Origin of the sequence: Paraoerskovia marina, from assembly GCF_900105445.1 — a bacterium.
GTDB lineage: Bacteria > Actinomycetota > Actinomycetes > Actinomycetales > Cellulomonadaceae > Paraoerskovia > Paraoerskovia marina.
The window spans coordinates 81,581-101,563 of the sequence record NZ_LT629776.1 but is presented as its reverse complement, the minus strand read 5'-3'; the positions used below and the strand labels follow the sequence as shown (position 1 = coordinate 101,563).

Sequence of the window (19,983 nt, the reverse complement as noted above, 5' to 3'; positions counted from 1 at the left end):
AGCAGTCTCATAGCACCGGGGTTCGTAATGGAGACATCACCTGATCCCCGGAGGGCAAAGATGGACCAGATCATTCTTTTCACGGCCGACATCGTGGCAATCGCCATCCTGACGTTCGGCCTCTACTTCCCGCGGCACCGTCGCCGTGACCTGGTCACGGCCTACGTCGGCCTGAACGTCGGCGTCCTGGCGGTGGCCGGCGCGCTGGCATCCAGCACCGTCGGCGCGGGTCTCGGTCTGGGCCTCTTCGGCGTCCTGTCGATCATCCGCCTGCGCTCCTCCGAGATCGCGCAGCACGAGGTTGCCTACTACTTCGCGGCGCTCGCGCTCGGACTCCTCGGTGGCCTGGGCGCCTCCGGCACGGGTCTGGTCCTGAGCGTCTCGCTCATGGCCCTGATCGTCGTGGCGATGGCGTTCGCGGACAGCCCGGCCCTGCTGGGTCGGTACCGCAACGAGAACGTCGTCATCGACCGGGCGATCCCCGACGAGGCCGGTCAGACGGCCTACCTCGAGAACCTGCTCGGCGGTCGCGTCCGCTCGATCACCGTCCAGCGCCTCGACCTGGTGAACGACACCACCACCGTCAACGTCCGGTACGAGGTCGGCGGCGGCCGCACCGCCGGCCGCACCTCAGGCCGCACGGAGACGGGGACCGAGAGCCGGTCGGCCGCACGGGTGAACGCACGATGAGCGCGCCGACGGTGGAGCAGAGGTCGACCATGACGGCGGACCGGCTGAACCCGATCGGACTCGAGGAGCTGGACCTTCACGCCGCGCTGCAGACGCGGGTGGACCGCAAGTACCTCGTGCCGACGCCGGCCCTGGACGGGATCCTGCGGGGACTCCTCTCCGCAGAGCCCGGTGTCCGGGTGCTGGAGATCGACGGACAGCGCGACTTCGGGTACGCCTCGCAGTACTTCGACACCCCGGACCTGGCGAGTTTCCGCTCGGCGGCGCACCGCCGCCGTCGTCGCTTCAAGGTCCGCACGCGGACCTACCTCGACTCGGGGCTGTGCCGGCTGGAGGTCAAGACCCGCGGGTCGCGGGGGACCACGGTCAAGCACCGCACGGACCACGACCACGCACCCGACAGTCTCGGGACCGGTGTCGAGTTCGTCGGCGAGGTGCTGCGGATGACACGGGCGCTGCCCGTCGACCCGCGAACCCTCGAGCCGACCCTGCGCACGGAGTACCGGCGCATGACGCTCCTCCTCCCCCAGACGGCGTCCCGCGCCACCATCGACACCCACCTCGAGTGGTACGACGGCGGAGCTCACCTCGCGGTGGGCGACGTGGCGGTCGTCGAGACCAAGAGCGGGTCCCAGGCCGGAACCCTCGACCGTGTGCTCTGGGCGCGCGGCATCCGGCCGGCACGGATCTCGAAGTTCGGAGCAGGCCTCGCGGCCCTCCATCCCGAGCTGCCTGCGACGCGGTGGCGTCGCGCACTCGATCACCAGCTTGACCTGACGTGGAACGACTGAAGGAGACACCATGCGACGCACACCCCTCTTCCTGATCGCCTCGACGGCGACGCTCGGCCTGGTCCTGACCGGCTGCGCAGCGACCGACGAGTCGGCGACCGACGACGTCTCGACGGGGTCGACCGCCTCGGGGGACGAGGTCTCCTCGGACTCCGACGACAGCGCCTCGTACGACGGTGACGCCACCGTCGAGGAGATCATGGCCGACAACGAGGACGTCGGTGACACCGACGCCGCGGCCGACGCGGAGGTCGTCGACATCACTCTCGACGGCGGCACCGCGTCCTCGGACGCCGAGGGCGTCGAGGTCGACGGCTCGACCGTCACCATCACGCAGGAGGGCGCCTATCGGATCTCCGGCACGCTCGACGACGGACAGATCGTCGTGGCGGCGCCCGAGGACGCCCAGGTCCGTCTGATCCTGGACGACGCCGACATCACCTCGTCGACGGGCTCGGCGATCTCGGTCGAGGAGGCCGACGACGTCGTGATCGAGCTCGCGGACGGGTCCGATAACCACGTGGCCGACGCGGAGAGCTACGCCGACACCGGCGAGGACGCGCCGAACGCCGCGATCTACTCGACGGCGGACCTCGGGATCACCGGCACCGGTGCGCTGACGGTCGAGGGCAACGCGAACGACGGCATCACGAGCAAGGACGGCCTCGTCATCGACTCCGGCGATATCACCGTGACGGCGGTCGACGACGGCGTGCGCGGCAAGGACCAGCTGGTCGTCCTCGACGGCACGCTCACGGTCACCGCGGGCGGCGACGGGCTCAAGGCCGACAACGAGGACGACGCCGACCGTGGCTACGTGTACCTCGCGGGCGGCACCGTGGACGTGACCGCGGGCGCCGACGGGATCGACGCCGCGCAGGACGCCCTCGTCGACGGGGCGACGGTCACCGTCGTCGCCGGAGGCGGGCACGAGGAGACCGTGGCCGACGACGCCTCCGCCAAGGGCGTGAAGGCCGGGATCGCCCTGGTCATCGGGTCCGGGACCGTGACCGTCGACGCCGCCGACGACGCGCTGCACTCGGACGGCCTCGTGGCCGTGCCGGGTGGAGACGTGACCGTCGCCTCCGGCGACGACGGTGTCCACGCCGACGGGAACCTCAACCTCGAGGGCGGCAACGTCACCGTGACGGCCTCCTACGAGGGGCTCGAGGGCTCGGACATCCTGATCGCCGACGGGGACATCGACCTGACGTCGACCGACGACGCGATCAACGCGGCCCTCACGGCCGACGACGCCGTCGAGCAGCAGGCCCGTGCCGACGGCAGCGGCGGAGGGTACGGCACCGAGGAGGTCGGTGACTTCAGCTTCATCGTCACCGGGGGCACGATCCTCGTGGACGCCGAGGGCGACGGGCTCGACTCGAACGGGTCGATCGACATCCAGGGCGGCGAGATCGTCGTCGCCGGACCGACGACGGACGGCGAGGCCCCCATGGACGCCAACGGCACGTTCACGATCTCCGGCGGTGACCTGCTCGCCTACGGCAGCTCCGGCATGGCGAGCGCGCCCGACCTCGACTCCGAGCAGGTCTCCGTCTTCTTCCTCCTGGACGCGGCGCAGGCCTCCGGGTCCACGGCGGAGCTCGTCGCCTCGGACGGGACGGTGCTCGCCACCTTCGACGCGACGCGGGACTTCCAGTCCGTCGTCTGGTCGGGCGACGACCTCACAGAGGGCGACGAGGTGACCCTGGTGGTCGACGGCACCGAGGTCGCGACCGCGACCGCCGGCGACTACGAGGAGGGCGAGGCGACCGGCGGCGCGGGTGGCCCCGGCGAGATGCCCGGTGGCGGTGCGCCGGGCGGCGAGATGCCGCAGGTCTGACCTGCCGCTCGAGCCCACTCGCTGGTCGAGCTTGTCGAGACCAGTCCGCCGGTCGAGCCAGTCCGCCGGTCGAGCTTGTCGAGACCAGTCCGCCGGTCGCGCTGAAACGCCGGTCGAGCTTGTCGAGACCCCTCGTGGTCTCGACAAGCTCGACCGGCGTTGTCGTGTCGTGGTCTCGACAAGCTCGACCGGCGTCGTCGTGCGCTGGTCTCGTCAGGCTCGACCGGCGTTGTCGTCAGATCTGCAGACCGCCGCGGACGATTGAGTCGCCCGAGTGCGAGGGGTCGCCGTCGAAGTGCTCCTCGGAGACGTCGACGAGCGGGTAGTCGCCCACGTCCAGTCCCTCGGGGATGTCGAACGTCCCCTCGTCGCCCTCGAGCACGCCGAGGCTGACGAGCCCGCTGAGGTCGTCGGCGATGAGCCAGACCTCGTGGTAGCCGTCGTCGCTCGCCGGCGCGTCCATGCTGACGACCACCTGCCGGCGGCCGTCCTCGGACTCCTCGAGCTGTGCGGCCCCGGTGGCGCCGTCCCAGTCGGGCAGCGCGTCGAGGGTGGCGCTGGCGACCGTCGTCGTCCCGGCGGGCTTCTCGAGATCGCGCCGCTCCCAGAGCACGCCGCCGCCGACCCCGACGACGAGCGCGACGCTGGCCGCTGCGGCGATCCATCCCGCGGAGTATCGGCGTCGTCGGCGCTCGCCGAGGTCGGTGACGGTCGCGGCGGGCTTCTCGGAGTCCTCGTCCTCGACCCCGGCTTCTGTTCCAGCCTCGGCCTCAGCCCCAGCGTCGTCTTCTTCGCCGAGTCCCAGCTCGGCACGCACGCCCTCCCAGACGCTTGCGGGCGGCGCGACGAGGCGGTCCTCGTCGGTCAGGCTGCGGCCGACGGCGGCTGCGTCGCCGAGGGCGGCGAGCTCTGCCTGACACTCGTGGCACGAGCGGAGGTGGTCGTGCTCGTCGGGCGCCGCGGCGTCGTTCTCGCCCAGCGCCAGGAGCGCGAGGGTCTCCGGGTCAACGTGCTGCACCATCCACCTCCAATCGTGTGCGCAGGCGAGCGAGGCTACGCCTGACGTGGCTCTTGACGGTGCCGAGGGGCAACGACAGCTCCTCGGCGATCTGTGTGTGCGTGAGGTCGCGGTAGAACGCGAGTCGGAGAATCGTCCGCCCCGGGTCGCCGAGGTTCTCCAGCTCGTCCGCCACCAGGATCCGGTCCACGGCGGGGCCGCCGACCGGGTCGCTCTCTCCCACAGGGTTCGGAGCGGTGGCCTCGGCGGCGTGCTCCTGCTTGATCACCCTGCTCCGGGCGGCATGGACGTCGGCGATCTTGTGCCGTGCGATGCCGAGCAGCCAGGTCGAGAGCTTGGCGCGGTCGACGTCGTACCGGTCGCGCGACCGCCATGCGGCGACGAAGACCTGCTGCGTGACGTCCTCCGCGTCGGTCCGGTCGCCGAGCGACCGGAGCGCGACGGTGTGGACGAGTGCTGACCAGCGCCGGTAGGCGTCGGCGAGGCCGGTCTCGGAACCGCTGGCGAAGGCCCGTGCGATGCGGGCATCGGCGTCCGCGGTCGCGACGGCTGCACCGTCGTCGGCTGCGGTCACGGGCGATCCTCCGGGTCGGCTGTCCTTGCTGATAGGAAAAGTACCGTAATCGGGCTAGCTCTGCGGGACGGCGGTCACGATGACGTTGTCCTCGTAGTGCCCGACGTCCGCGTCCCACCGTCCGCCGCAGGTGACCATCACGAGTCGACGATCTCCGGTGCGGTCGAAGAGGTCGTCGAGGGGGACGTCCACCTTCGCGGTCTGTTCCACGGTCTCCACTGTGTAGTTGTAGGTGTTCCCCTCCGTGTCGGTCAGGGTGACGCTGTCGCCGGGGGCGGCGTCGGTGAGGCGGGCGAACTCACCCAGCCCGTCGTCGTAGGTGTCGACGTGCGAGGCGAGGACGACGGTGCCGGTGTCGTCGCCCGGAGCTGCACCGTATTGGTACCAGCCGGCGACGGTGCCCGACTCCGGCAGGCTCATCGTGCCGTCGGGGTCGACGCCCTCGGGCTCGACGGGGACGTCGATGTCGAGGCCTTCGACGACGAGTCGCGTCGGGTCGGGGGCGTCGGGTTCGGGGGTGGCTGCCCGGACGGGGACGTCCGGGACTGACGTGGTGGTCGCGGCCGCGTCGTCGGACGGCGGAGGAGTCGTCCCGTCCGACGGCGCGGGTTCCGCTCGAGCCGTCGGCCCGGGCTCCGGTCCCGCACCGGAGCCCGGGCCTTCGGCGTACGCCTCCCCGAGGGCGATGACCCCGAGAAGGGCGAGGAGGGCGAGGAGCCCGGCCACGGCGGCGAGGTGAGTCGCACGCCGGGCCGAGCCCTTCGCGGGTGTCGAGTGACGCATGTGAAGCCGGATGCCTCTCTCAGCTGTTGTTGTGCTCGCGGGCCGCGCGGACCAGCATGACGGACGAGGCGCCGATCAGCAGGAGGACGAATCCTCCGAGGATCCCGACGGCTGCGGGGCCGAACGTGCCCTGCTCGGCCGCTGCACCGGTCTCGCCGGCGTCGACGCCCGAGGGCGCGGAGTCCATGCCCTCGACGGTCTGCGTGGCGAGCGCGAGGTTGTCGTCGTCGAGCGAGCCCCAGGCGTACGCGATCGTGTTGACGCCCTCGGCGACGTCGACGTCTGCCGGGCCGATGACCGGGTCCGTGGTCCCGGCCGCGGCGACCGACGCGGAGACGGTGCCGGCCGGCAGGTCCAGGACCTGCTCGTCGGGGTTCTCGAGACCCTCGATCACGGGGCTGTCGCCCGCGAGGACGTCGACGGCGGGCGCTGCGGCGACGTGGCGGACCGTCAGTCGGCCCTCGCCGGCGGCGATGTCCGAGGTGTCGTTGGTGAACAGCGACGCCGTCGGGGTTCCCTCCGCGTCGAGGTGTGCGACGGCCGTGTAGTTCATGTCGGCCTCGAGCGGCAGGTCGACGGGCCCGATGGCCGGGTCGCTGTCGTCCTCGGCGTCCGAGGCCGTGATCGCCACGGTGTAGGTGCCGGGGGCGAGCTCGAGCGGTCCGGCGAGGTCGCCGGGCTCGAAGTCGTCGAGGGTGAGGTCTCCGTTGACGTAGACGTCGACCGTGAGGTCGGGGACGCCGTGCAGGACGGAGAGCATCGCGTCCCCGTCGGCGGCGTTGGCGGGCAGAGCGAGCGCGGTGCTGGCTCCGAGGGCGAGTGTGGCGGTGCCGATGGCGGCGACCGTGCGGTTCGTGCGCATGAAGTCCTCCAGGTGTCCGGCCTCGTCCGTGAAGGGACGAGAACTGCATGTGACGTGCTTGCACAGGGATGTTCAGACGGAGGGGGGCGATCGGATGCACTCGGGTTCAACTAATTTTCCCGGGACTGCTGATCCACACCTGTGGGCGACCGGCGGCGAGCGTCGGTGGCGCCCGTCACACTGGCGGCATGGACCATGAAGAAGCCCGTCGCACCAAGCTCCAGCTCGTCGACCACGCCCGTGATCTCGTCGATCGCGCCGCTCCCGTGACGGCACGGTCCGGCGGCTCGCCGTCCGACGACGCACCCGGGCCCGGGTCCGTCCCGTCCCTGGCGCTGGGGCTGGCGCCGCGCGGGGACGGCCGCTACGCCATCGCCGTCCGCTACCCGCTCGGGTATCCGCAGGTCCGCAGCATCGCCCGGCGCCTGGCCGCCGAGATCGGTCCGGGGACCGACGTGCGGCGGACCGGGCGCGTGACGGCGCTGCGCACCGGCCCGCGCCCGCCGGTGGTGACGGCCCAGGCCGCCGGGGAGACGGGTCGCGTCCGCCCGCTGCGCCCCGGCGTCTCGATCGCTCACGTCCGCGTGACCGCCGGAACGCTCGGAGCATTCGTCCGGCGCGTCGACGACCCAGCCGTCTACGCGCTGTCCAACTATCACGTGCTCGTCGGCGACCCCACCGCGCAGGTCGGGGACGTCGTCGTGCAGCCCGGCCCGGCCGACGGCGGCGGTGCACCGGAGGACCGCGTGGGGGAGCTCGCCGACTTCGCGCCCCTGGCGCCCGGGACGACCGCCACCGTCGACGCCGCGATCGCACGTCTGGACCAGGCCGACGTCGACGCGACGTACCCGGTCGGGACGATCACCTCGACCGCGGTCGCCCTCGGCGGCGAGACCGTGGGCAAGAGCGGCCGGACCACCGGCGTCGCGGCCGGACGCGTCACCGCGATCGAGCTGGACGACGTCGTCGTCGGCTACGGTCCGGGGCTCGGCGCCCTCCGGTTCGACGACCAGATCGAGGTCGAGTCCACGGGTGCCGGGCCGTTCTCCCGCGGAGGAGACTCGGGATCGCTGGTGTACCGGTCGGACGGCGTCGCGCTCGGCCTGCTCTTTGCCGGGTCCGAGACCGGGGGAGAGAATGGGACCGGGCTGACCTACGTCAACCCGATCGACACCGTGCTCCAGGCGCTCGACGTCTCCCTGTGACCCCGAGGCGACCGCCGAGCGGCGAGGCGCGGTGAACCCGAGGCCGGAGGCACCGATGGCAGGGCTCGACGAGGCACGCGAGGCCAAGGCCGCGCTGCGCCGCGAGCTCGACGGCTGCGACGGCGTCGGCGGGATCGGGATCGCGCCGGACTCAGCGGAGTCGCCACCGACCGCCTACGTCGTCCGCGTGCTCGTGACCGACGAGTCCGCCGCCGCGAGGGTGCCCGACGAGGTGCACGGCGTCCACGTGCGGGTCGTGCTGACGGGGACGATCGAGGCCCAGTAGCCGTCGGCGGACCTCGCACGAGGACGCTCGTTCGCCGACCCGATCAGTCCCCGTCCCCGGGAGCGAGCGAAGGATCGAGGACGACCTTGACGCAGCCGTCCTGCTTCTTCTGGAACATCTCGTAGGCCCGCGGAGCGTCGTGCAGAGACATGCGATGCGTCCGCAGATCGAGAACTCCGAGCGGGTCCGCCGGGTCCGAGACGAGGGGAAGCACGTCGTCGATCCACCGCCGGACGTTGGCCTGGCCCATCCGCACGCTGAGCTGCTTGTCGAACATCTCCATCATCGGCAGCGGGTCGACCGCACCGCCGTAGACACCCGACACGGAGACGGTCCCGCCGCGCCGCACCGAGCTGATCGCCGTGCGCAGAGCAGCGAGCCGGTCGATGCCCGTCTTCTCGATCGCGGGGCGAGCCAGGACGTCGGGGAGCAGTGCGGCGCCGCGCTGTATAGCTCCGGCGACGGGTGCGCCGTGCGCCTCCATCCCGACGGCGTCGATGACGGCGTCCGGGCCGCGGCCCGACGTCAGGTCCCTGACGGCACCGGCCACGTCGTCGACGTCGCGCAGGTCGAGCGTCTCGATCCCGTGGCGACGAGCCATCTCGAGACGTTCCGGCACCCGGTCTGCGGCGATCACACGTGACGCACCGCGGTGGCGGGCGATCCGGGCGGCCATCTGGCCGATCGGTCCCAGACCGAGGACGAGCACGCTGCCGTCTGTGGGGATGCCGGCGTACTCCACCGCCTGCCACGCCGTCGGGACGACGTCCGAGAGATAGAGATAGCGCTCGTCCGGTTCGTCGTCGTCCGGGACGACCACGGGGCCGTACTGCGCCTGCGGGACGCGCAGGTACTCCGCCTGGCCGCCGGCGACCTGCCCGTAGAGCTTGGTGTACCCGAGCAGCGCGGCCCCCGTGCCCTGGGACCGGGTCTGCGTGGTCTCGCACTGGCTCTGAAGGCCGCGGGTGCACATCCAGCACGTCCCGCAGGAGATGTTGAACGGGACGACGACGCGGTCGCCGGGACGCAGCCCCGTCACCTCGGACCCGACCTCCTCGACGATGCCCATCGGCTCGTGACCGAGGACGTCACCGGGGTCGATGAACGCACCGAGCACGCTGTACAGGTGCAGGTCCGACCCGCAGACGGCGGTCGAGGTGACGCGGACGATCGCGTCGGTGGGCGCCACCAGCGTAGGGTCCGGGACCTCCTCGACCCGAACGTCTTCGTGGCCCTGCCAGGTCAGTGCGTGCATGGTTCCTCCGTGGGGTGGGTGTTCCCGGTCGATGCACCGAGAGTGCGCACGACGCCGCCCACTCGCCAGCCGATCACCGCAGGCAGCCCGTCCCGTGCGAGTGCCGTCGTCCGGTGTCACACTCAGCGCTCTCTGGGCGGTCGCCCCTGCACCGAGGAACAAGGAACGAGGACGCGATGAGTGCGACGAGGCAGGAATCGCCGCGCGAGCCGGATGCTGCGTCAGGCCCGCGGTGGGTGAAGGTCGCGGGTGACGTCAGGGTCCGGCCAGTCTCCCCGCGGTGGTCGGAGGCGGTCGCCGACGCCGAGCCCGCGGCGGCGCTCCGGCTGGCGCGGGAGCTGGGCCGTGAGGCGCCGCTGCCGGGCGCAGGCCGCACCGCCGAGCTGTGGAGCACGCTGGCGAGCCTGTCCGCCGACGACGTCGGAGTCGCGCGGATGGTCGAGCCCCACCTGGACGCGCTCGCAGTCCTCGCCCAGGCGTCGGAGGCGGGGATCGCGGTCGACCTGTCGGCGGTCGACGCCGACGCGGACAGCACGTGGGGCGTGTTCGCGGCGGAGGGGCCCGGGGCACGGCTCTCGGCCGCGACGGACGACGCCGGCGCGTGGACCCTCACGGGCCTCAAGCCGTGGTGCTCGCTCGCGGCCGACCTCTCGCACGCGCTCGTCACCGCCTGGACCGACGACGGGAGACGACTGTTCGCCGTCGACCTGCGAGACGCACGCGTCCGGGCCGAGCCGGGGCCGTGGGTCCCGCGCGGGCTCAGCCAGGTGGTGAGCGCCCCGGTGCACATGGATGCCGTCCCGGCAGCTCCCGTCGGGGCGGCGGGCTGGTATCTGGAACGCCCCGGGTTCGCCTGGGGCGGCATCGGGGTCGCCGCCTGCTGGTGGGGCGGCGCCGTGGGCATCGCCCGGTCGATGGCTCAGGTGCTGTCTGCCCGAGAACCGGACCAGATCGCCCTGGCCCACGTCGGCGTCGTCGACGCGGAGCTCCACGCGGCGCGGGTCGTGCTCGCGGATGCAGCGGTGTCGGTCGACGCGTCGGCCACGGCGGAGGCGGCCGTGACCGCGCGCCGTGCGCGAGCGGTCGTCGCCCGGGCCGCGCAGAACGTCCTCGACCGGACCGAGAGGGCCCTGGGTCCCGGGCCGATGACCACGGTCGAACGGTACGCGCGGCGGTGCGCAGACCTCCGTCTCTATCTGCGTCAGCACCACGCGGAGCGCGACGACGCGAGCCACGGCCGACACCTCCTCGCCGCAGGACCCGCGCCGTGGTGAGCTTCGACCACCGGGACCCGGGGACCGGCGAGTCGGTCTGGGAGGCGGCCGGCGTCCGGGAGCGGGGCGCCTCGTGGGAACCCGGCCCCGAGATCCGGCACCTGGTCGTGCTCGCGGCGCACCCGGACGACGAGACCCTCGGCGCGGCGGGTCTGCTCGCCCGGGCCGAGGCGCAGGGCATCCGGACGAGCGTCGTCGTCGCGACGGCGGGGGAGGGGTCGCACCCGGACTCGTCCGTGCGCACACGAGCCGAGCTGGCCGCGGCGCGACGGCTCGAGCTGGTCGAGGCCACCGCGCACGCCGCGCCGTCGGCCGCCGTCCACCTCCTCGGTCTCGGGGACGGGCAGCTGCGGGAGCAGCGGGACGAGCTGCTCTCCTCCGTCGGGTCGATCCTCGCCGCGACGCGCGGTCCGACGGTCGTCTGCGCCCCGTGGCGCGGCGACGGGCACCGCGACCACCGGATCCTCGGGGAGGTCGCGGCCGCCCTGGTCGACGACGACCCACGTCTGCGGCTGCTCGAGTACCCCGTCTGGGCGTGGCACTGGGCCGACCCGCGTGAGGACGACCCGTTGCCGTGGGACCGGGTCGTCGCCCTGCACCTGACGGCGCAGGAGACGGCGGCCAAGCAGCGGGCGCTGCGGTCCCACCGCTCCCAGGTCGAGCCGTTGTCGGACCGGCCCGGGGACGAGCCCGTCCTGCACGCGCGAATGCTCGCCCACTTCGAGCGAGACGTCGAGATCTTCGTCGACGGCGGGACCCGCACCACGGCCAGGGACGGTGCGCCGAGCCTTCCGGCGGAGTTCTTCGACGACTTCTACTCCGGCCGTGCGGATCCGTGGGGCTTCGAGACGCGGTGGTACGAGGAGCGCAAGCGTGCACTGACGCTCGCCGCACTGCCCCGTAGGCGGTTCGCGAGCACGCTGGAGGTCGGCTGCTCGACCGGTGTGCTGACCGCGGAGCTCGCCGGGCGCAGCGACCGCGTGCTCGGGATCGACATCGCCCGGGCGCCCCTCGAGGTGGCGCGACGGCGGCTCGGCCCGGCCGTCGAGCTCGGCACGTTCCGCACCCCGCACGAGTGGCCGACGGGGCGGTTCGACCTCGTGGTGCTCTCCGAGGTCGGCTACTACTGGGGAGCTCGGGACCTGGAGCTCGGCATCTGGCGGGCGGTGGACAGTCTGACGGACGACGGCGTCCTGGTGGCCTGTCACTGGCGGCACCCGGTCCCGGAGTACCCGACGACGGGCGACGAGGTGCACGCCGCCCTGCTCACCCTCTCGGGGCTGGTGACGATCGCGCGTCACGAGGAGGAGGACTTCGTGCTCGATGTGCTCGTGCCGCCGCCGGGGGACTCGGTCGCTCGTCAGGAGGGTCTGCTGTGATCTCGGCGGTGGCCGTCGTCGTGCCGGTGCACGACGAGGAGGCGACGCTCGCGGACTGTCTGACCGCCGTCGAGGCCTCCCTGCAGCACGCGCGGGAGGCGAGGACCGGTCTGCGGACGAGCGTCGTCGTCGCACTCGACGCGTGCACGGACGCGAGCGCCCGCCTCCTCCCGCCGGGTGTCGTCCGGGTCGACCTCGCGGCCCGCACCGTCGGCCTCGCTCGTGCCGTCGGCGTGGAGCGTGCGCTGGCCGGGTTCGTGGGGACGGCGTCCGACGAGATCTGGATCGCGTCGACGGACGCGGACTCGGTGGTGCCCCGGGAGTGGGTGGCGCACCACCTGGCGCTGGCCGACGGCGGCGCGGACGTCGTCGTCGGGCCCGTGCGTCCGCCGTTGGACGACCTGTCTCCCGAGCGTGCCCGGGCCTGGCTCGGGCGCTTCGTCCCGGGGCTGGCGACGGGACACGTCCACGGCGCCAACCTGGGGATCCGCGCCGACGTCTACCGGTCGGCCGGTGGGTACGCGCCGATGGTGGAGCACGAGGACGTGGACCTGGTGGCCGCCGCTCGGGCGGCGGGTGCGCGCGTGGTGGCGACCGCCGACGCACCGGTGCTGACGTCGGCCCGTCTCGTCGGGAGGACGCCGGGCGGGTATGCGCGGTACCTGCGTGAGGACCTGGGGAGCGTGACCTCATGAGGTCGACGACCACCGCCGGCGGATGGTGGCAGCACCTGGTTCTCGGCGACGCGGTGCGCCTCCTCGCGCTGATCAGCGTCGTGGTCGCGGCGGTGCGGTGGGACGGGATCGCGGTCGCACTGTTCGCGCTCGTCCTCGGTGCGGTGATGGTCCCGCGAGCCGTCGGCGCGGGGACGGCGTTCGACGTCGCGTGGTGCACGTCCCTGCTGTTCGCGGGCTGGGCGGCGCAGCTCGAGTGGTACCGGGCGGTCCCGTGGCTGGACCTGGCGGTGCACCTGGTGTGCACCGGGCTGGTCGCGGCGATGGCGTACCGCCTGCTCGCTCGGGCCGACGGGCCGCGAAGCCGGGTGGGCGCGCTCGTCGTGACGACGGCGCTCGGTGCCCTGGCCGCGGTCCTCTGGGAGCTGGGGGAGGGCGCCGGGCACCTGCTCCTCGACGACGAGATCGGCGTCGGCTACACCGACACGCTCGGCGACCTGGCCGTCGGGGTGCTCGGGTCGATGGTCGCGGGTGTCGTCCTGGCGGTGCGCGCGCCCGGCGCGCGTGCGGAGCCGACGGCCGACGCCGCGCTGCCGACGATCTCGGTGGTCGTCCCGGCCCGTGACGACGCCGAGGCCCTCGACCGGTGCCTCGCCCTGCTGGCGCAGCAGGACCTCGCGCCCGTGGAGGTGATCGTCGTCGACAACGCCTCGTCCGACGGCACGGCCGACGTCGCACGCCGGTGGGGTGCCGAGGTCGTGTGCGAGACGACCGTCGGGATCCCGGCTGCCGCGGCGGCCGGGTACGACGCGGCCCGCGGGGACGTCATCGCCCGGCTCGACGCCGACTCACGGCCCGGGCGTGACTGGGTGTCGACGGCAGCCCGGCGCCTCGCCGCCGACCCGGGCCTGGAGGCGGTCACGGGGTCAGGGGTGTTTCACGACGCCCCGCGCGGCACCCGGACGGCCGTCGCATTCGGCTACCTCGGCACGTACTACGTGCTCGGGCATCTCGCGCTCGGGCACACCGCCCTGTGGGGCTCGTGCATGGCCTTTCGGCGCGAGGCGTGGTCCGCCGTCCGGCACGACGTCGTCCGCCGGGACCCGGAGGTGCACGACGACCTCGACCTGGCGTTCCGGCTCGGCCCCTCGCGCCGGGTCGCGCTCGTCCCGTCGTGGCGCGTTGGCGTGTCGGTGCGGTCGTTGCGCGGCCGCAGCCAGCGGCGCCGTCGGATGAACAGGGCGTGGCGCACCCTGCGCGTGAACTGGGCGGTCACGCCACCCTGGATTCGGTGGCGCGACCGGTGGATGCGCGACGGGGGCGCCCAGCCGTCGTAGCCGGGCGCCCCGTCGTCGTGGTCCTGCCGGGTCAGACCCCGGCGATCGTGGCGAGGCGCTCCCAGGAGCGGTGCATGCCCAGAGCGGTGACCAGGTCGTGCGTGACGTCGCCGGCCCCGCTGCCGGCGATCACCCCCGGCGCGTCCGCGTCGACGGCCGACCGCAGCACCTCGGCACCGTCGCCCCAGGCGGCGATCGCCTTGCCGTGCCGGAAGGCCTCCGCGAGGAGCACCGTCGTCGCCGGGTCGGTCGCGACGGCGCTCCCAGCCGTCCCGCCGGCGACGACCACGGCGTCGTACTCGACGGAGCGGGTGGTCACCAACGCCTTGTCGACCGCGGTGCTCCCGTCACCCGTGCTGATCTCCCCACCGTGCGGGGCGACGACCACCGCCGTCGCCCCCTGGTCCGCGAGCGCCTGCCGCAGCGTGTCGATCCCGGCGAGGTCCGCGCCGTCGTCGGCGAGGACCCCGATCACGCGCGCGTCGATCCTGCCGGGCTCCTGCGGCACCTGGGACAGCGCCGGTGAGGTCGCGACGTCGGCGCTCGATCCCGACCCTTCCTCGGTGACCTCAGGAATGTCCGTGATGTCGATGCCCAGACCCGCCGCCACCCGTTCGGCCAGCGCCCGGTCCACCCGGACGAGGTTGGCGACCATCCGTTCCCGGACCGCGGCCTCGCCGACCTTGCCGAGCTCGAACGTGAAGCCGCCGACCAGGTGCGCCTGCTCGACCGGTGTCATGGACGCCCAGAACAGGGTGGCCTGCGAGTAGTGGTCGGCGAACGACGCCGGCGCCTCGCGCACCTTGCGGCCCTCGACCGGCGTCGGGACGTGCACGTACCCGGCTGCGCCCGACGCGATCGGGCAGCCGCCGCCCAGGCTGTTCGGCTGGTACGGCGCCCTGCCCTCGTGGACGGCGGTCTGGTGCATCCCGTCGCGCTGCATGTCGTCGACCGGTGCGTGCGGCCGGTTGACCGGGATCTGTGCGAAGTTGGGCCCCCCGAGCCGGGTGATCTGCGTGTCGAGGTAGGAGAAGAGACGGCCCTGCATCAGCGGGTCGTTCGTGACCTGGATGCCGGGCACGAGGTTGGCCACGTGGAACGCGACCTGCTCGGTCTCGGCGAAGTAGTTCGTCGGCTCGGCGTGCAACGTCAGGCGGCCGACGGGCTGCACCGGGCAGAGCTCCTCGGGAACGATCTTGGTCGGGTCGAGCAGGTCGATGCCCTCGAACGTCTCGTCCGGGGTGTCGGGCATCACCTGCAGCCCCAGCTCCCACTCCGGGTACGCCCCGGCCGCGATCGCGTCGGCAAGGTCGCGCCGGTGGAAGTCCGGGTCGGCGCCGCCGGTCAGCTGGGCCTCCTCCCACACGAGGGAGTGGACCCCGAGCACGGGCTTCCAGTGGAACTTCACCAGCGACGTCGAGCCGTCCGCGGCCTCGAGCCGGAACGTGTGGACGCCGAACCCCTCCATCGTGCGGTAGCTGCGGGGGATACCGCGGTCAGACATCGCCCACATCAGCATGTGCGTGGCCTCGGTGTGCAGCGAGACGAAGTCCCAGAAGGTGTCGTGCGCGCTCTGCGCCTGAGGGATCTCCCGGTCCGGCTCGGGCTTGCCAGCATGGATGAGGTCGGGGAACTTGATCGCGTCCTGGATGAAGAACACGGGCATGTTGTTGCCGACGAGGTCGAACGTGCCCTCGTCGGTGTAGAACTTGGTCGCGAACCCACGGACGTCGCGGGCGGTGTCCGCCGACCCACGGGAGCCGAGCACGGTGGAGAACCGGGTGAACACCCGCGTCTCCTTGCCCTCCTCGGCGAGGAACCGGGCCGCGGTCACCGACGCGGCCGTCCCGTACGAGCGGAAGGTCCCGTACGCACCCGCTCCGCGCGCGTGGACGACCCGCTCGGGGATCCTCTCGTGGTCGAAGTGCGTGATCTTCTCACGCAGGTGGTGGTCCTCGAGCAACGACGGGCCCCGAGGCCCTGCCTTCAGGGAGTGCTCGGTCTCGTCCACCCGAAGCCCTTGTGCGGTGGTGAGCCTGCGGCCCTGCTGCGTCGCCGCGTCCCCGGGCTCCTGCGGGGCGCCGGTCGGGCTGAACCGTGCGTCGAGGGGGGTGTTCTCGGTCATGATGCCTCCTGCTCTCAGGGGTTCCGACGGGTGATCCTCACGATGAGACGGCTGGGCAGAACTCGCCAGCGCATCGCAATGCCCGTGACACCGCGCCCCCGCTCTGGTCGACTGGCGTGATGGACACCGACCTGGCGCTCGCGGCGTACGACGCGCAGATCCGCCGCGCCCCGCGACCCGACGACCCCGCCGCCTCCGTCGAGAGCGACGGTGCGGTCGTGCGCGTGGTCTGCGACGGGCCCGGGTGGAACGCGGTGACCTGGTCGGGTCTGGCCGGGATGTCCGGCGCCCAGGTGGACGAGGTGATCGCGGCGCAGGTCGCGCGGTTCGGGCAGAACGGCCGGGCGTGGGAGTGGAAGCACCACGACGGCGACGTTCCCGTCGATCTGGCCGTGCGTCTCGTCGCGGCCGGCCTGACGCGGGAGCCGGACGAGGCGGTGATGGTCGCCGAGATCGCGGACCTTGACCTAGACGACCGCGCCCCGGACGGCGTCGAGCTCCAAGACGTGCGGACGCCCGCGGAGGTCGAGGACCTGGTCGCCGTCCACGACCTCGCGTTCGGCGGGGACCACACCGCGATCGGGCAGGTCGTCGGGCGCGCGCTCGATCAGGTGCCCCCGACGGTCGTCGGTGTGGTCGCGCGCGCCGACGGGCGTCCCGTCGCGGCGGGACGCGTCGAGCTGCACCACGGGACCGAGTTCGCGAGCCTCTGGGGTGGCGGAACCGTGCCGCAGTGGCGGAGTCGCGGCGTCTTCCGCGCCCTCGTCGCACACCGGGCGGGGATCGCCGCTGGGGCCGGGTTCCGCTACCTTCAGGTCGACGCGGCGCCGACGAGCCGGCCGATCCTCGAACGGCTCGGGTTCCAGACAATCACCGTCACGCGACCGTTCACCCTCGATCCCACCACCCCAGGAGCCTCGACGTGAGCGTCACCCGCCTGCTCACCGTCGACGACGCGGCCGAGCTCGCCGACGTCCTCGCCGCCAACCGTGAGCACCTGGCGCCGTGGGACCCGATCCGGGACGAGTCGTTCTACACCCCGGCCGGGCAGGTCGCGGCCCTCCTTCCTCTCCTCCAGTCGCATCCGCGGGGCGAATCCCTCCCGCTCGCCATCGTCGACGACGACGGCTCGATCGCGGGGCGGATCACTCTCGCCGGGATCGTCCGTGGGCCCTTCCTCTCGGGCGGGATCGGGTACTGGGTGCGGCACGAGAGCGGCGGCCGCGGCCTCGCAACGGCTGCGGTGGGGGAGCTGCTCGCCCGCGCTTTCGGCGAGCTCGGCCTCCACCGCGTCCAGGCCGAGACGCTGCTGCACAACGAGCGCTCACAACGTGTGCTGAAGGCCAACGGGTTTCGTCAGTACGGCGTCGCGCCCGAGTACCTGCACATCGCCGGACGCTGGCAGGACCACGCGATGTTCCAGGTGCTCGCGCCGGGCCGGTAGTCGGAGCAGGGCTACCAGCTGCGTCTCGCCCGGATCGGGTCATCCGACCACCTATCGGGGAACCCCATTCCTCGAAGGTTCATTGGTGGGCGGGTATCCACGAGTTCTCGGAGCCGCTCACCCCAACTGCTTCGTGGCGAGCCGGTGGTGAGCACGGGCTGCAAGGAGACGAGAGCTGGGTAGAGCCGTTTTCGTGACTCGTGCGGCAGAGCTGTCGCGATCGGTCCAACCAGGGAATGGTGGAAGAGCTTGGGATTCTTGGATAGACCCCAAGTCCGACGTTCCACAGCCGACCGTGATGTGCGCAGATGTTCCGGACTCGCACGTAAGTGGCCATCCAGGACTTGAGGACCGGGGCGGTCAGGTTGAGGTTCTTCGCGACGGCGGTCTTGTCGACTGGCCGGAGCAGGTTCACGTACATGTGCTTGAGCTGGCCGATGGTCAGGGCCCGCCCTCGAGCATGCGCCGAGCACCCCCGCCGGTGGCACGATAAGGAACGATCAGCGCCGATAAGAGATTCCTTACACGGGCTGATAGGTTCTTATTCATGGACTCCGCGCTGAACCCCTTCACCCCCGGCTCCGGTGCTCGGCCTGCCGCCCTGGTCGGTCGCGACAGCGAGATCGCCGCTGCCACGGCACTCATCCGCCGCGCAGCAGCGAACAACAAGCCAGCCCGGTCGCAGATGCTGTGGGGCCTGCGCGGGGTGGGCAAGACCGTGCTGCTCAAGGAGATCCGGGACAGCTTCGTCGCCGCAGGGTGGCTGACCGTCTCCCTCGAAGCCCAGCGCGACGAGAACGCGGCCCAGATGGCACGGCGGGCACTGGCCCGCGACCTGATCGTCAGCGCCCGCAAACTGCGCTCACGCCGCGACAAGGTCGGCTCGGCGTTCACCCGGATGCTGGAGACGATCACCGCCTTCTCGCTGACGGCCGGGGTCGCCGGCGTGAGCTTCGGGGTGGACCTCAAGCCGTCGAGGGGCCGGGCTGACAGCAACGATCTCGACATCGACCTGCTCGAGCTCGTCGAAGACGCCACGACCGCCCTGGCCGAGGAGCACGTCGGGTTCGTCGTGTTCGTCGACGAGATCCAGGACCTGGACCCCACGACCCTCGCGTCCTTGCTCAGCGCCCAGCACGCCGCATCCCAGGACGGTCGGCACTTCTACGTCTTCGGTGCGGGCCTGCCGAACGTGCCGGCGACCCTCTCTGAGGCGCGCTCATACGCCGAGCGCCAGTTCGACTACCGCGAGATCGACCGCCTCAAGGACAGCGACGCACGGTTGGCGTTCACCGACCCGGTCCAGGACCGCGACGTCGAGTTCGCACCCGGTGCGGTGGACTCGCTCGTGACCGCGTCGGGCCGCTACCCCTACTTCATCCAGGAGTTCGGGCACCACGCCTGGGAGCTGGCGTCGGGGGACACGATCACCTCAGACGACGCAGACCTCGCCGCCAGCCACGGTACCGATGCTCTGGACCGTGGCTTCTTCCGTGCCCGCTGGGAGCGGGCCACCCGCGCCGAGCAGACGATGATGGCCGCGATGGCCCAGGACGGCGACGGGCGCTCCACGATCACCGACGTCGTCGAACGGCTCGGCAAGAGCCGCCCCAGCGACCTCAGCGTCCGCCGCAAAGCGCTGATCGCCAAGGGTCTGATCTACGCGCCCGCTCGCGCTGAGCTGGCCTTCACGGTCCCGCACATGGGCGCCTACATCTCGCGGGTGCATCATGACCTGCTCTGAGCCGTGTCGGGGCCTCTGGCAGCATCGGGTCGACGAGACGACTACGCGTGGGCCTCGACGTCGACGAAGTGATCTACCCCTGGCTCGCGACGCTGCGCACGTGGCTGCACACCGACCGCGGCCTGCCCCTGGAATCCATGCCCGACCCGACCCGGTACGACTTCTCGGGCGAGTGGGGGCTGGGCGACCAGGCCACCATGTGGGAGCACGCCATCGAATGCTCCGAGGCCGGGGTGCTGCACAGCGCCGGTGACCCGCTGCCGGGCACGGCGTTCACCTCGTGACCGCCCGCGGGCGCGGACGCTCGCGCAGTACGTCGACCTCGTGGAAGAGGTCGCGGCCGGACGCCCAATACGCGCCGCGGCCTGACGTCAGGCCGCCAGCCGAACAGGCGCCGGTGCCTTCCGAAGAACTCGTCCGAAGAACGGCGTGTCAACCTTACGGTAACGAACCATCTTATTACTCTGCTCTCGGTTGGCGAGTGCCAACCACACACAGATGCAGGGGACAACATCAGTGACCCGAAAAGGAATCGTGGCGTGGACCGCCACGTTGAGCGCGCCACTGCCAGCTGCCTCAGTCGCAGCACCCGGGAGCGACCACACCGCCGACCAGATCGCTCAGGTGATCGACGAGGCAGCACCCGGCAACGACACCGTCGTCGCACCAACATCGTCCTTCGGTGAAGCAGTGTCGTTC

General features: G+C 72.1%; 20 protein-coding genes. 13 read left to right on the top strand and 7 right to left on the bottom strand.

Going from position 1 to position 19,983, the window contains the following annotated elements; genetic code table 11:
* Positions 1-60: 60 nt before the first annotated feature.
* Genes BLU20_RS00465 through BLU20_RS00455 form a run of 3 tightly spaced genes read left to right on the top strand, consistent with a single transcriptional unit; the run spans position 61 to position 3,324 of the window.
* Positions 61-690 (top strand): DUF4956 domain-containing protein, encoded by a 630-nt coding sequence (locus BLU20_RS00465; RefSeq protein ID WP_083371159.1) that lies wholly within the window; start codon positions 61-63, stop codon positions 688-690.
* On the top strand, positions 687-1,481 hold the full coding sequence (locus tag BLU20_RS00460; RefSeq protein ID WP_083371158.1) for a polyphosphate polymerase domain-containing protein: 795 nt from the start codon (positions 687-689) through the stop codon (positions 1,479-1,481). Before BLU20_RS00465 ends, BLU20_RS00460 begins: the two co-directional genes overlap by 4 nt.
* A gap of 10 nt (positions 1,482-1,491) precedes the next feature.
* Entirely contained in the window at positions 1,492-3,324 is a 1,833-nt protein-coding gene (locus BLU20_RS00455) for a carbohydrate-binding domain-containing protein (protein WP_083371157.1), read from the top strand.
* 235 nt (positions 3,325-3,559) lie between these two features.
* Here BLU20_RS00455 and BLU20_RS00450 read toward each other — a convergent pair whose 3' ends face one another.
* Genes BLU20_RS00450 through BLU20_RS00435 form a run of 4 tightly spaced genes read right to left on the bottom strand, consistent with a single transcriptional unit; the run spans position 3,560 to position 6,561 of the window.
* Positions 3,560-4,345, bottom strand: a complete 786-nt coding sequence (locus tag BLU20_RS00450; RefSeq protein ID WP_083371156.1) for an anti-sigma factor — start codon at positions 4,343-4,345, stop codon at positions 3,560-3,562.
* Positions 4,329-4,916: an RNA polymerase sigma factor gene (locus BLU20_RS00445; RefSeq protein WP_029251841.1), complete on the bottom strand. Its 588-nt coding sequence runs from the start codon at positions 4,914-4,916 to the stop codon at positions 4,329-4,331. The genes BLU20_RS00450 and BLU20_RS00445 overlap by 17 nt, the downstream gene beginning before the upstream one ends.
* A 54-nt stretch (positions 4,917-4,970) precedes the next feature.
* Entirely contained in the window at positions 4,971-5,699 is a 729-nt protein-coding gene (locus tag BLU20_RS00440; RefSeq protein WP_083371155.1) for a class F sortase, read from the bottom strand.
* A gap of 19 nt (positions 5,700-5,718) precedes the next feature.
* The gene (locus BLU20_RS00435; RefSeq protein WP_029251843.1) at positions 5,719-6,561 is read right to left on the bottom strand and encodes a DUF4397 domain-containing protein; all 843 of its coding nucleotides are present in this window, start codon (positions 6,559-6,561) and stop codon (positions 5,719-5,721) included.
* Positions 6,562-6,749: 188 nt separating this feature from the next.
* Here BLU20_RS00435 and BLU20_RS00430 point away from each other — a divergent pair, with 188 nt between their 5' ends.
* Together BLU20_RS00430 and BLU20_RS00425 are read left to right on the top strand one after the other, a co-directional pair.
* Positions 6,750-7,766, top strand: a complete 1,017-nt coding sequence (locus BLU20_RS00430) for a chymotrypsin family serine protease (protein ID WP_083371154.1) — start codon at positions 6,750-6,752, stop codon at positions 7,764-7,766.
* 31 nt (positions 7,767-7,797) lie between these two features.
* Positions 7,798-8,052, top strand: a complete 255-nt coding sequence (locus BLU20_RS00425) for a hypothetical protein (protein WP_231959242.1) — start codon at positions 7,798-7,800, stop codon at positions 8,050-8,052.
* A 43-nt stretch (positions 8,053-8,095) separates the two neighbouring features.
* On the opposite strand, the gene BLU20_RS00420 is transcribed toward BLU20_RS00425, so the two are convergent.
* Positions 8,096-9,307: a zinc-dependent alcohol dehydrogenase gene (locus tag BLU20_RS00420; protein ID WP_083371153.1), complete on the bottom strand. Its 1,212-nt coding sequence runs from the start codon at positions 9,305-9,307 to the stop codon at positions 8,096-8,098.
* Positions 9,308-9,483: 176 nt separating this feature from the next.
* Here BLU20_RS00420 and BLU20_RS00415 point away from each other — a divergent pair, with 176 nt between their 5' ends.
* Genes BLU20_RS00415 through BLU20_RS14090 form a run of 4 tightly spaced genes read left to right on the top strand, consistent with a single transcriptional unit; the run spans position 9,484 to position 13,971 of the window.
* Entirely contained in the window at positions 9,484-10,581 is a 1,098-nt protein-coding gene (locus tag BLU20_RS00415; protein ID WP_231959241.1) for an acyl-CoA dehydrogenase family protein, read from the top strand.
* Positions 10,575-11,960 (top strand): PIG-L family deacetylase, encoded by a 1,386-nt coding sequence (locus BLU20_RS00410; RefSeq protein WP_083371151.1) that lies wholly within the window; start codon positions 10,575-10,577, stop codon positions 11,958-11,960. The genes BLU20_RS00415 and BLU20_RS00410 overlap by 7 nt, the downstream gene beginning before the upstream one ends.
* Positions 11,957-12,655 carry a glycosyltransferase gene (locus BLU20_RS00405; protein ID WP_231959240.1) on the top strand — a complete coding sequence of 233 codons (699 nt, stop codon included), beginning with the start codon at positions 11,957-11,959 and terminating at the stop codon, positions 12,653-12,655. Before BLU20_RS00410 ends, BLU20_RS00405 begins: the two co-directional genes overlap by 4 nt.
* Entirely contained in the window at positions 12,652-13,971 is a 1,320-nt protein-coding gene (locus tag BLU20_RS14090) for a glycosyltransferase family A protein (protein ID WP_083371150.1), read from the top strand. Before BLU20_RS00405 ends, BLU20_RS14090 begins: the two co-directional genes overlap by 4 nt.
* A 31-nt stretch (positions 13,972-14,002) precedes the next feature.
* Here the strand turns inward: BLU20_RS14090 and BLU20_RS00395 are convergent, their stop codons facing one another.
* On the bottom strand, positions 14,003-16,096 hold the full coding sequence (locus BLU20_RS00395; protein WP_083371149.1) for a catalase: 2,094 nt from the start codon (positions 16,094-16,096) through the stop codon (positions 14,003-14,005).
* Positions 16,097-16,215: 119 nt separating this feature from the next.
* Here BLU20_RS00395 and BLU20_RS00390 point away from each other — a divergent pair, with 119 nt between their 5' ends.
* Positions 16,216-17,022 (top strand): GNAT family N-acetyltransferase, encoded by an 807-nt coding sequence (locus tag BLU20_RS00390; protein WP_083371148.1) that lies wholly within the window; start codon positions 16,216-16,218, stop codon positions 17,020-17,022.
* On the top strand, positions 17,019-17,540 hold the full coding sequence (locus BLU20_RS00385; protein ID WP_083371147.1) for a GNAT family N-acetyltransferase: 522 nt from the start codon (positions 17,019-17,021) through the stop codon (positions 17,538-17,540). Before BLU20_RS00390 ends, BLU20_RS00385 begins: the two co-directional genes overlap by 4 nt.
* 79 nt (positions 17,541-17,619) lie before the next feature.
* Here the strand turns inward: BLU20_RS00385 and BLU20_RS14335 are convergent, their stop codons facing one another.
* The gene (locus BLU20_RS14335) at positions 17,620-17,979 is read right to left on the bottom strand and encodes an Abi family protein (protein WP_407946475.1); all 360 of its coding nucleotides are present in this window, start codon (positions 17,977-17,979) and stop codon (positions 17,620-17,622) included.
* Between the two features lie 108 nt (positions 17,980-18,087).
* Here BLU20_RS14335 and BLU20_RS00375 point away from each other — a divergent pair, with 108 nt between their 5' ends.
* Complete coding sequence (locus BLU20_RS00375) at positions 18,088-19,284, top strand: ATP-binding protein (protein ID WP_029251853.1); 1,197 nt, start codon at positions 18,088-18,090, stop codon at positions 19,282-19,284.
* Between the two features lie 47 nt (positions 19,285-19,331).
* Positions 19,332-19,568, top strand: coding sequence for a hypothetical protein (locus BLU20_RS00370; protein ID WP_083371146.1), 237 nt, complete (start codon positions 19,332-19,334; stop codon positions 19,566-19,568).
* Positions 19,569-19,983 lie beyond the last annotated feature (415 nt).

What these genes read in the sequence shown, in the direction of transcription:
- BLU20_RS00420 (WP_083371153.1), bottom strand. Translation starts at nt 9,307, where the DNA reads ATGCACGCACTGACCTGGCAGGGCCACGAAGACGTTCGGGTCGAGGAG.
- BLU20_RS00390 (WP_083371148.1), top strand. Translation starts at nt 16,216, where the DNA reads ATGGACACCGACCTGGCGCTCGCGGCGTACGACGCGCAGATCCGCCGC.
- BLU20_RS00460 (WP_083371158.1), top strand. Translation starts at nt 687, where the DNA reads ATGAGCGCGCCGACGGTGGAGCAGAGGTCGACCATGACGGCGGACCGG.
- BLU20_RS00395 (WP_083371149.1), bottom strand. Translation starts at nt 16,096, where the DNA reads ATGACCGAGAACACCCCCCTCGACGCACGGTTCAGCCCGACCGGCGCC.
- BLU20_RS00375 (WP_029251853.1), top strand. Translation starts at nt 18,088, where the DNA reads ATGGACTCCGCGCTGAACCCCTTCACCCCCGGCTCCGGTGCTCGGCCT.
- BLU20_RS00430 (WP_083371154.1), top strand. Translation starts at nt 6,750, where the DNA reads ATGGACCATGAAGAAGCCCGTCGCACCAAGCTCCAGCTCGTCGACCAC.
- BLU20_RS14090 (WP_083371150.1), top strand. Translation starts at nt 12,652, where the DNA reads ATGAGGTCGACGACCACCGCCGGCGGATGGTGGCAGCACCTGGTTCTC.
- BLU20_RS00465 (WP_083371159.1), top strand. Translation starts at nt 61, where the DNA reads ATGGACCAGATCATTCTTTTCACGGCCGACATCGTGGCAATCGCCATC.
- BLU20_RS00440 (WP_083371155.1), bottom strand. Translation starts at nt 5,699, where the DNA reads ATGCGTCACTCGACACCCGCGAAGGGCTCGGCCCGGCGTGCGACTCAC.
- BLU20_RS00450 (WP_083371156.1), bottom strand. Translation starts at nt 4,345, where the DNA reads ATGGTGCAGCACGTTGACCCGGAGACCCTCGCGCTCCTGGCGCTGGGC.
- BLU20_RS00415 (WP_231959241.1), top strand. Translation starts at nt 9,484, where the DNA reads ATGAGTGCGACGAGGCAGGAATCGCCGCGCGAGCCGGATGCTGCGTCA.
- BLU20_RS00455 (WP_083371157.1), top strand. Translation starts at nt 1,492, where the DNA reads ATGCGACGCACACCCCTCTTCCTGATCGCCTCGACGGCGACGCTCGGC.
- BLU20_RS00435 (WP_029251843.1), bottom strand. Translation starts at nt 6,561, where the DNA reads ATGCGCACGAACCGCACGGTCGCCGCCATCGGCACCGCCACACTCGCC.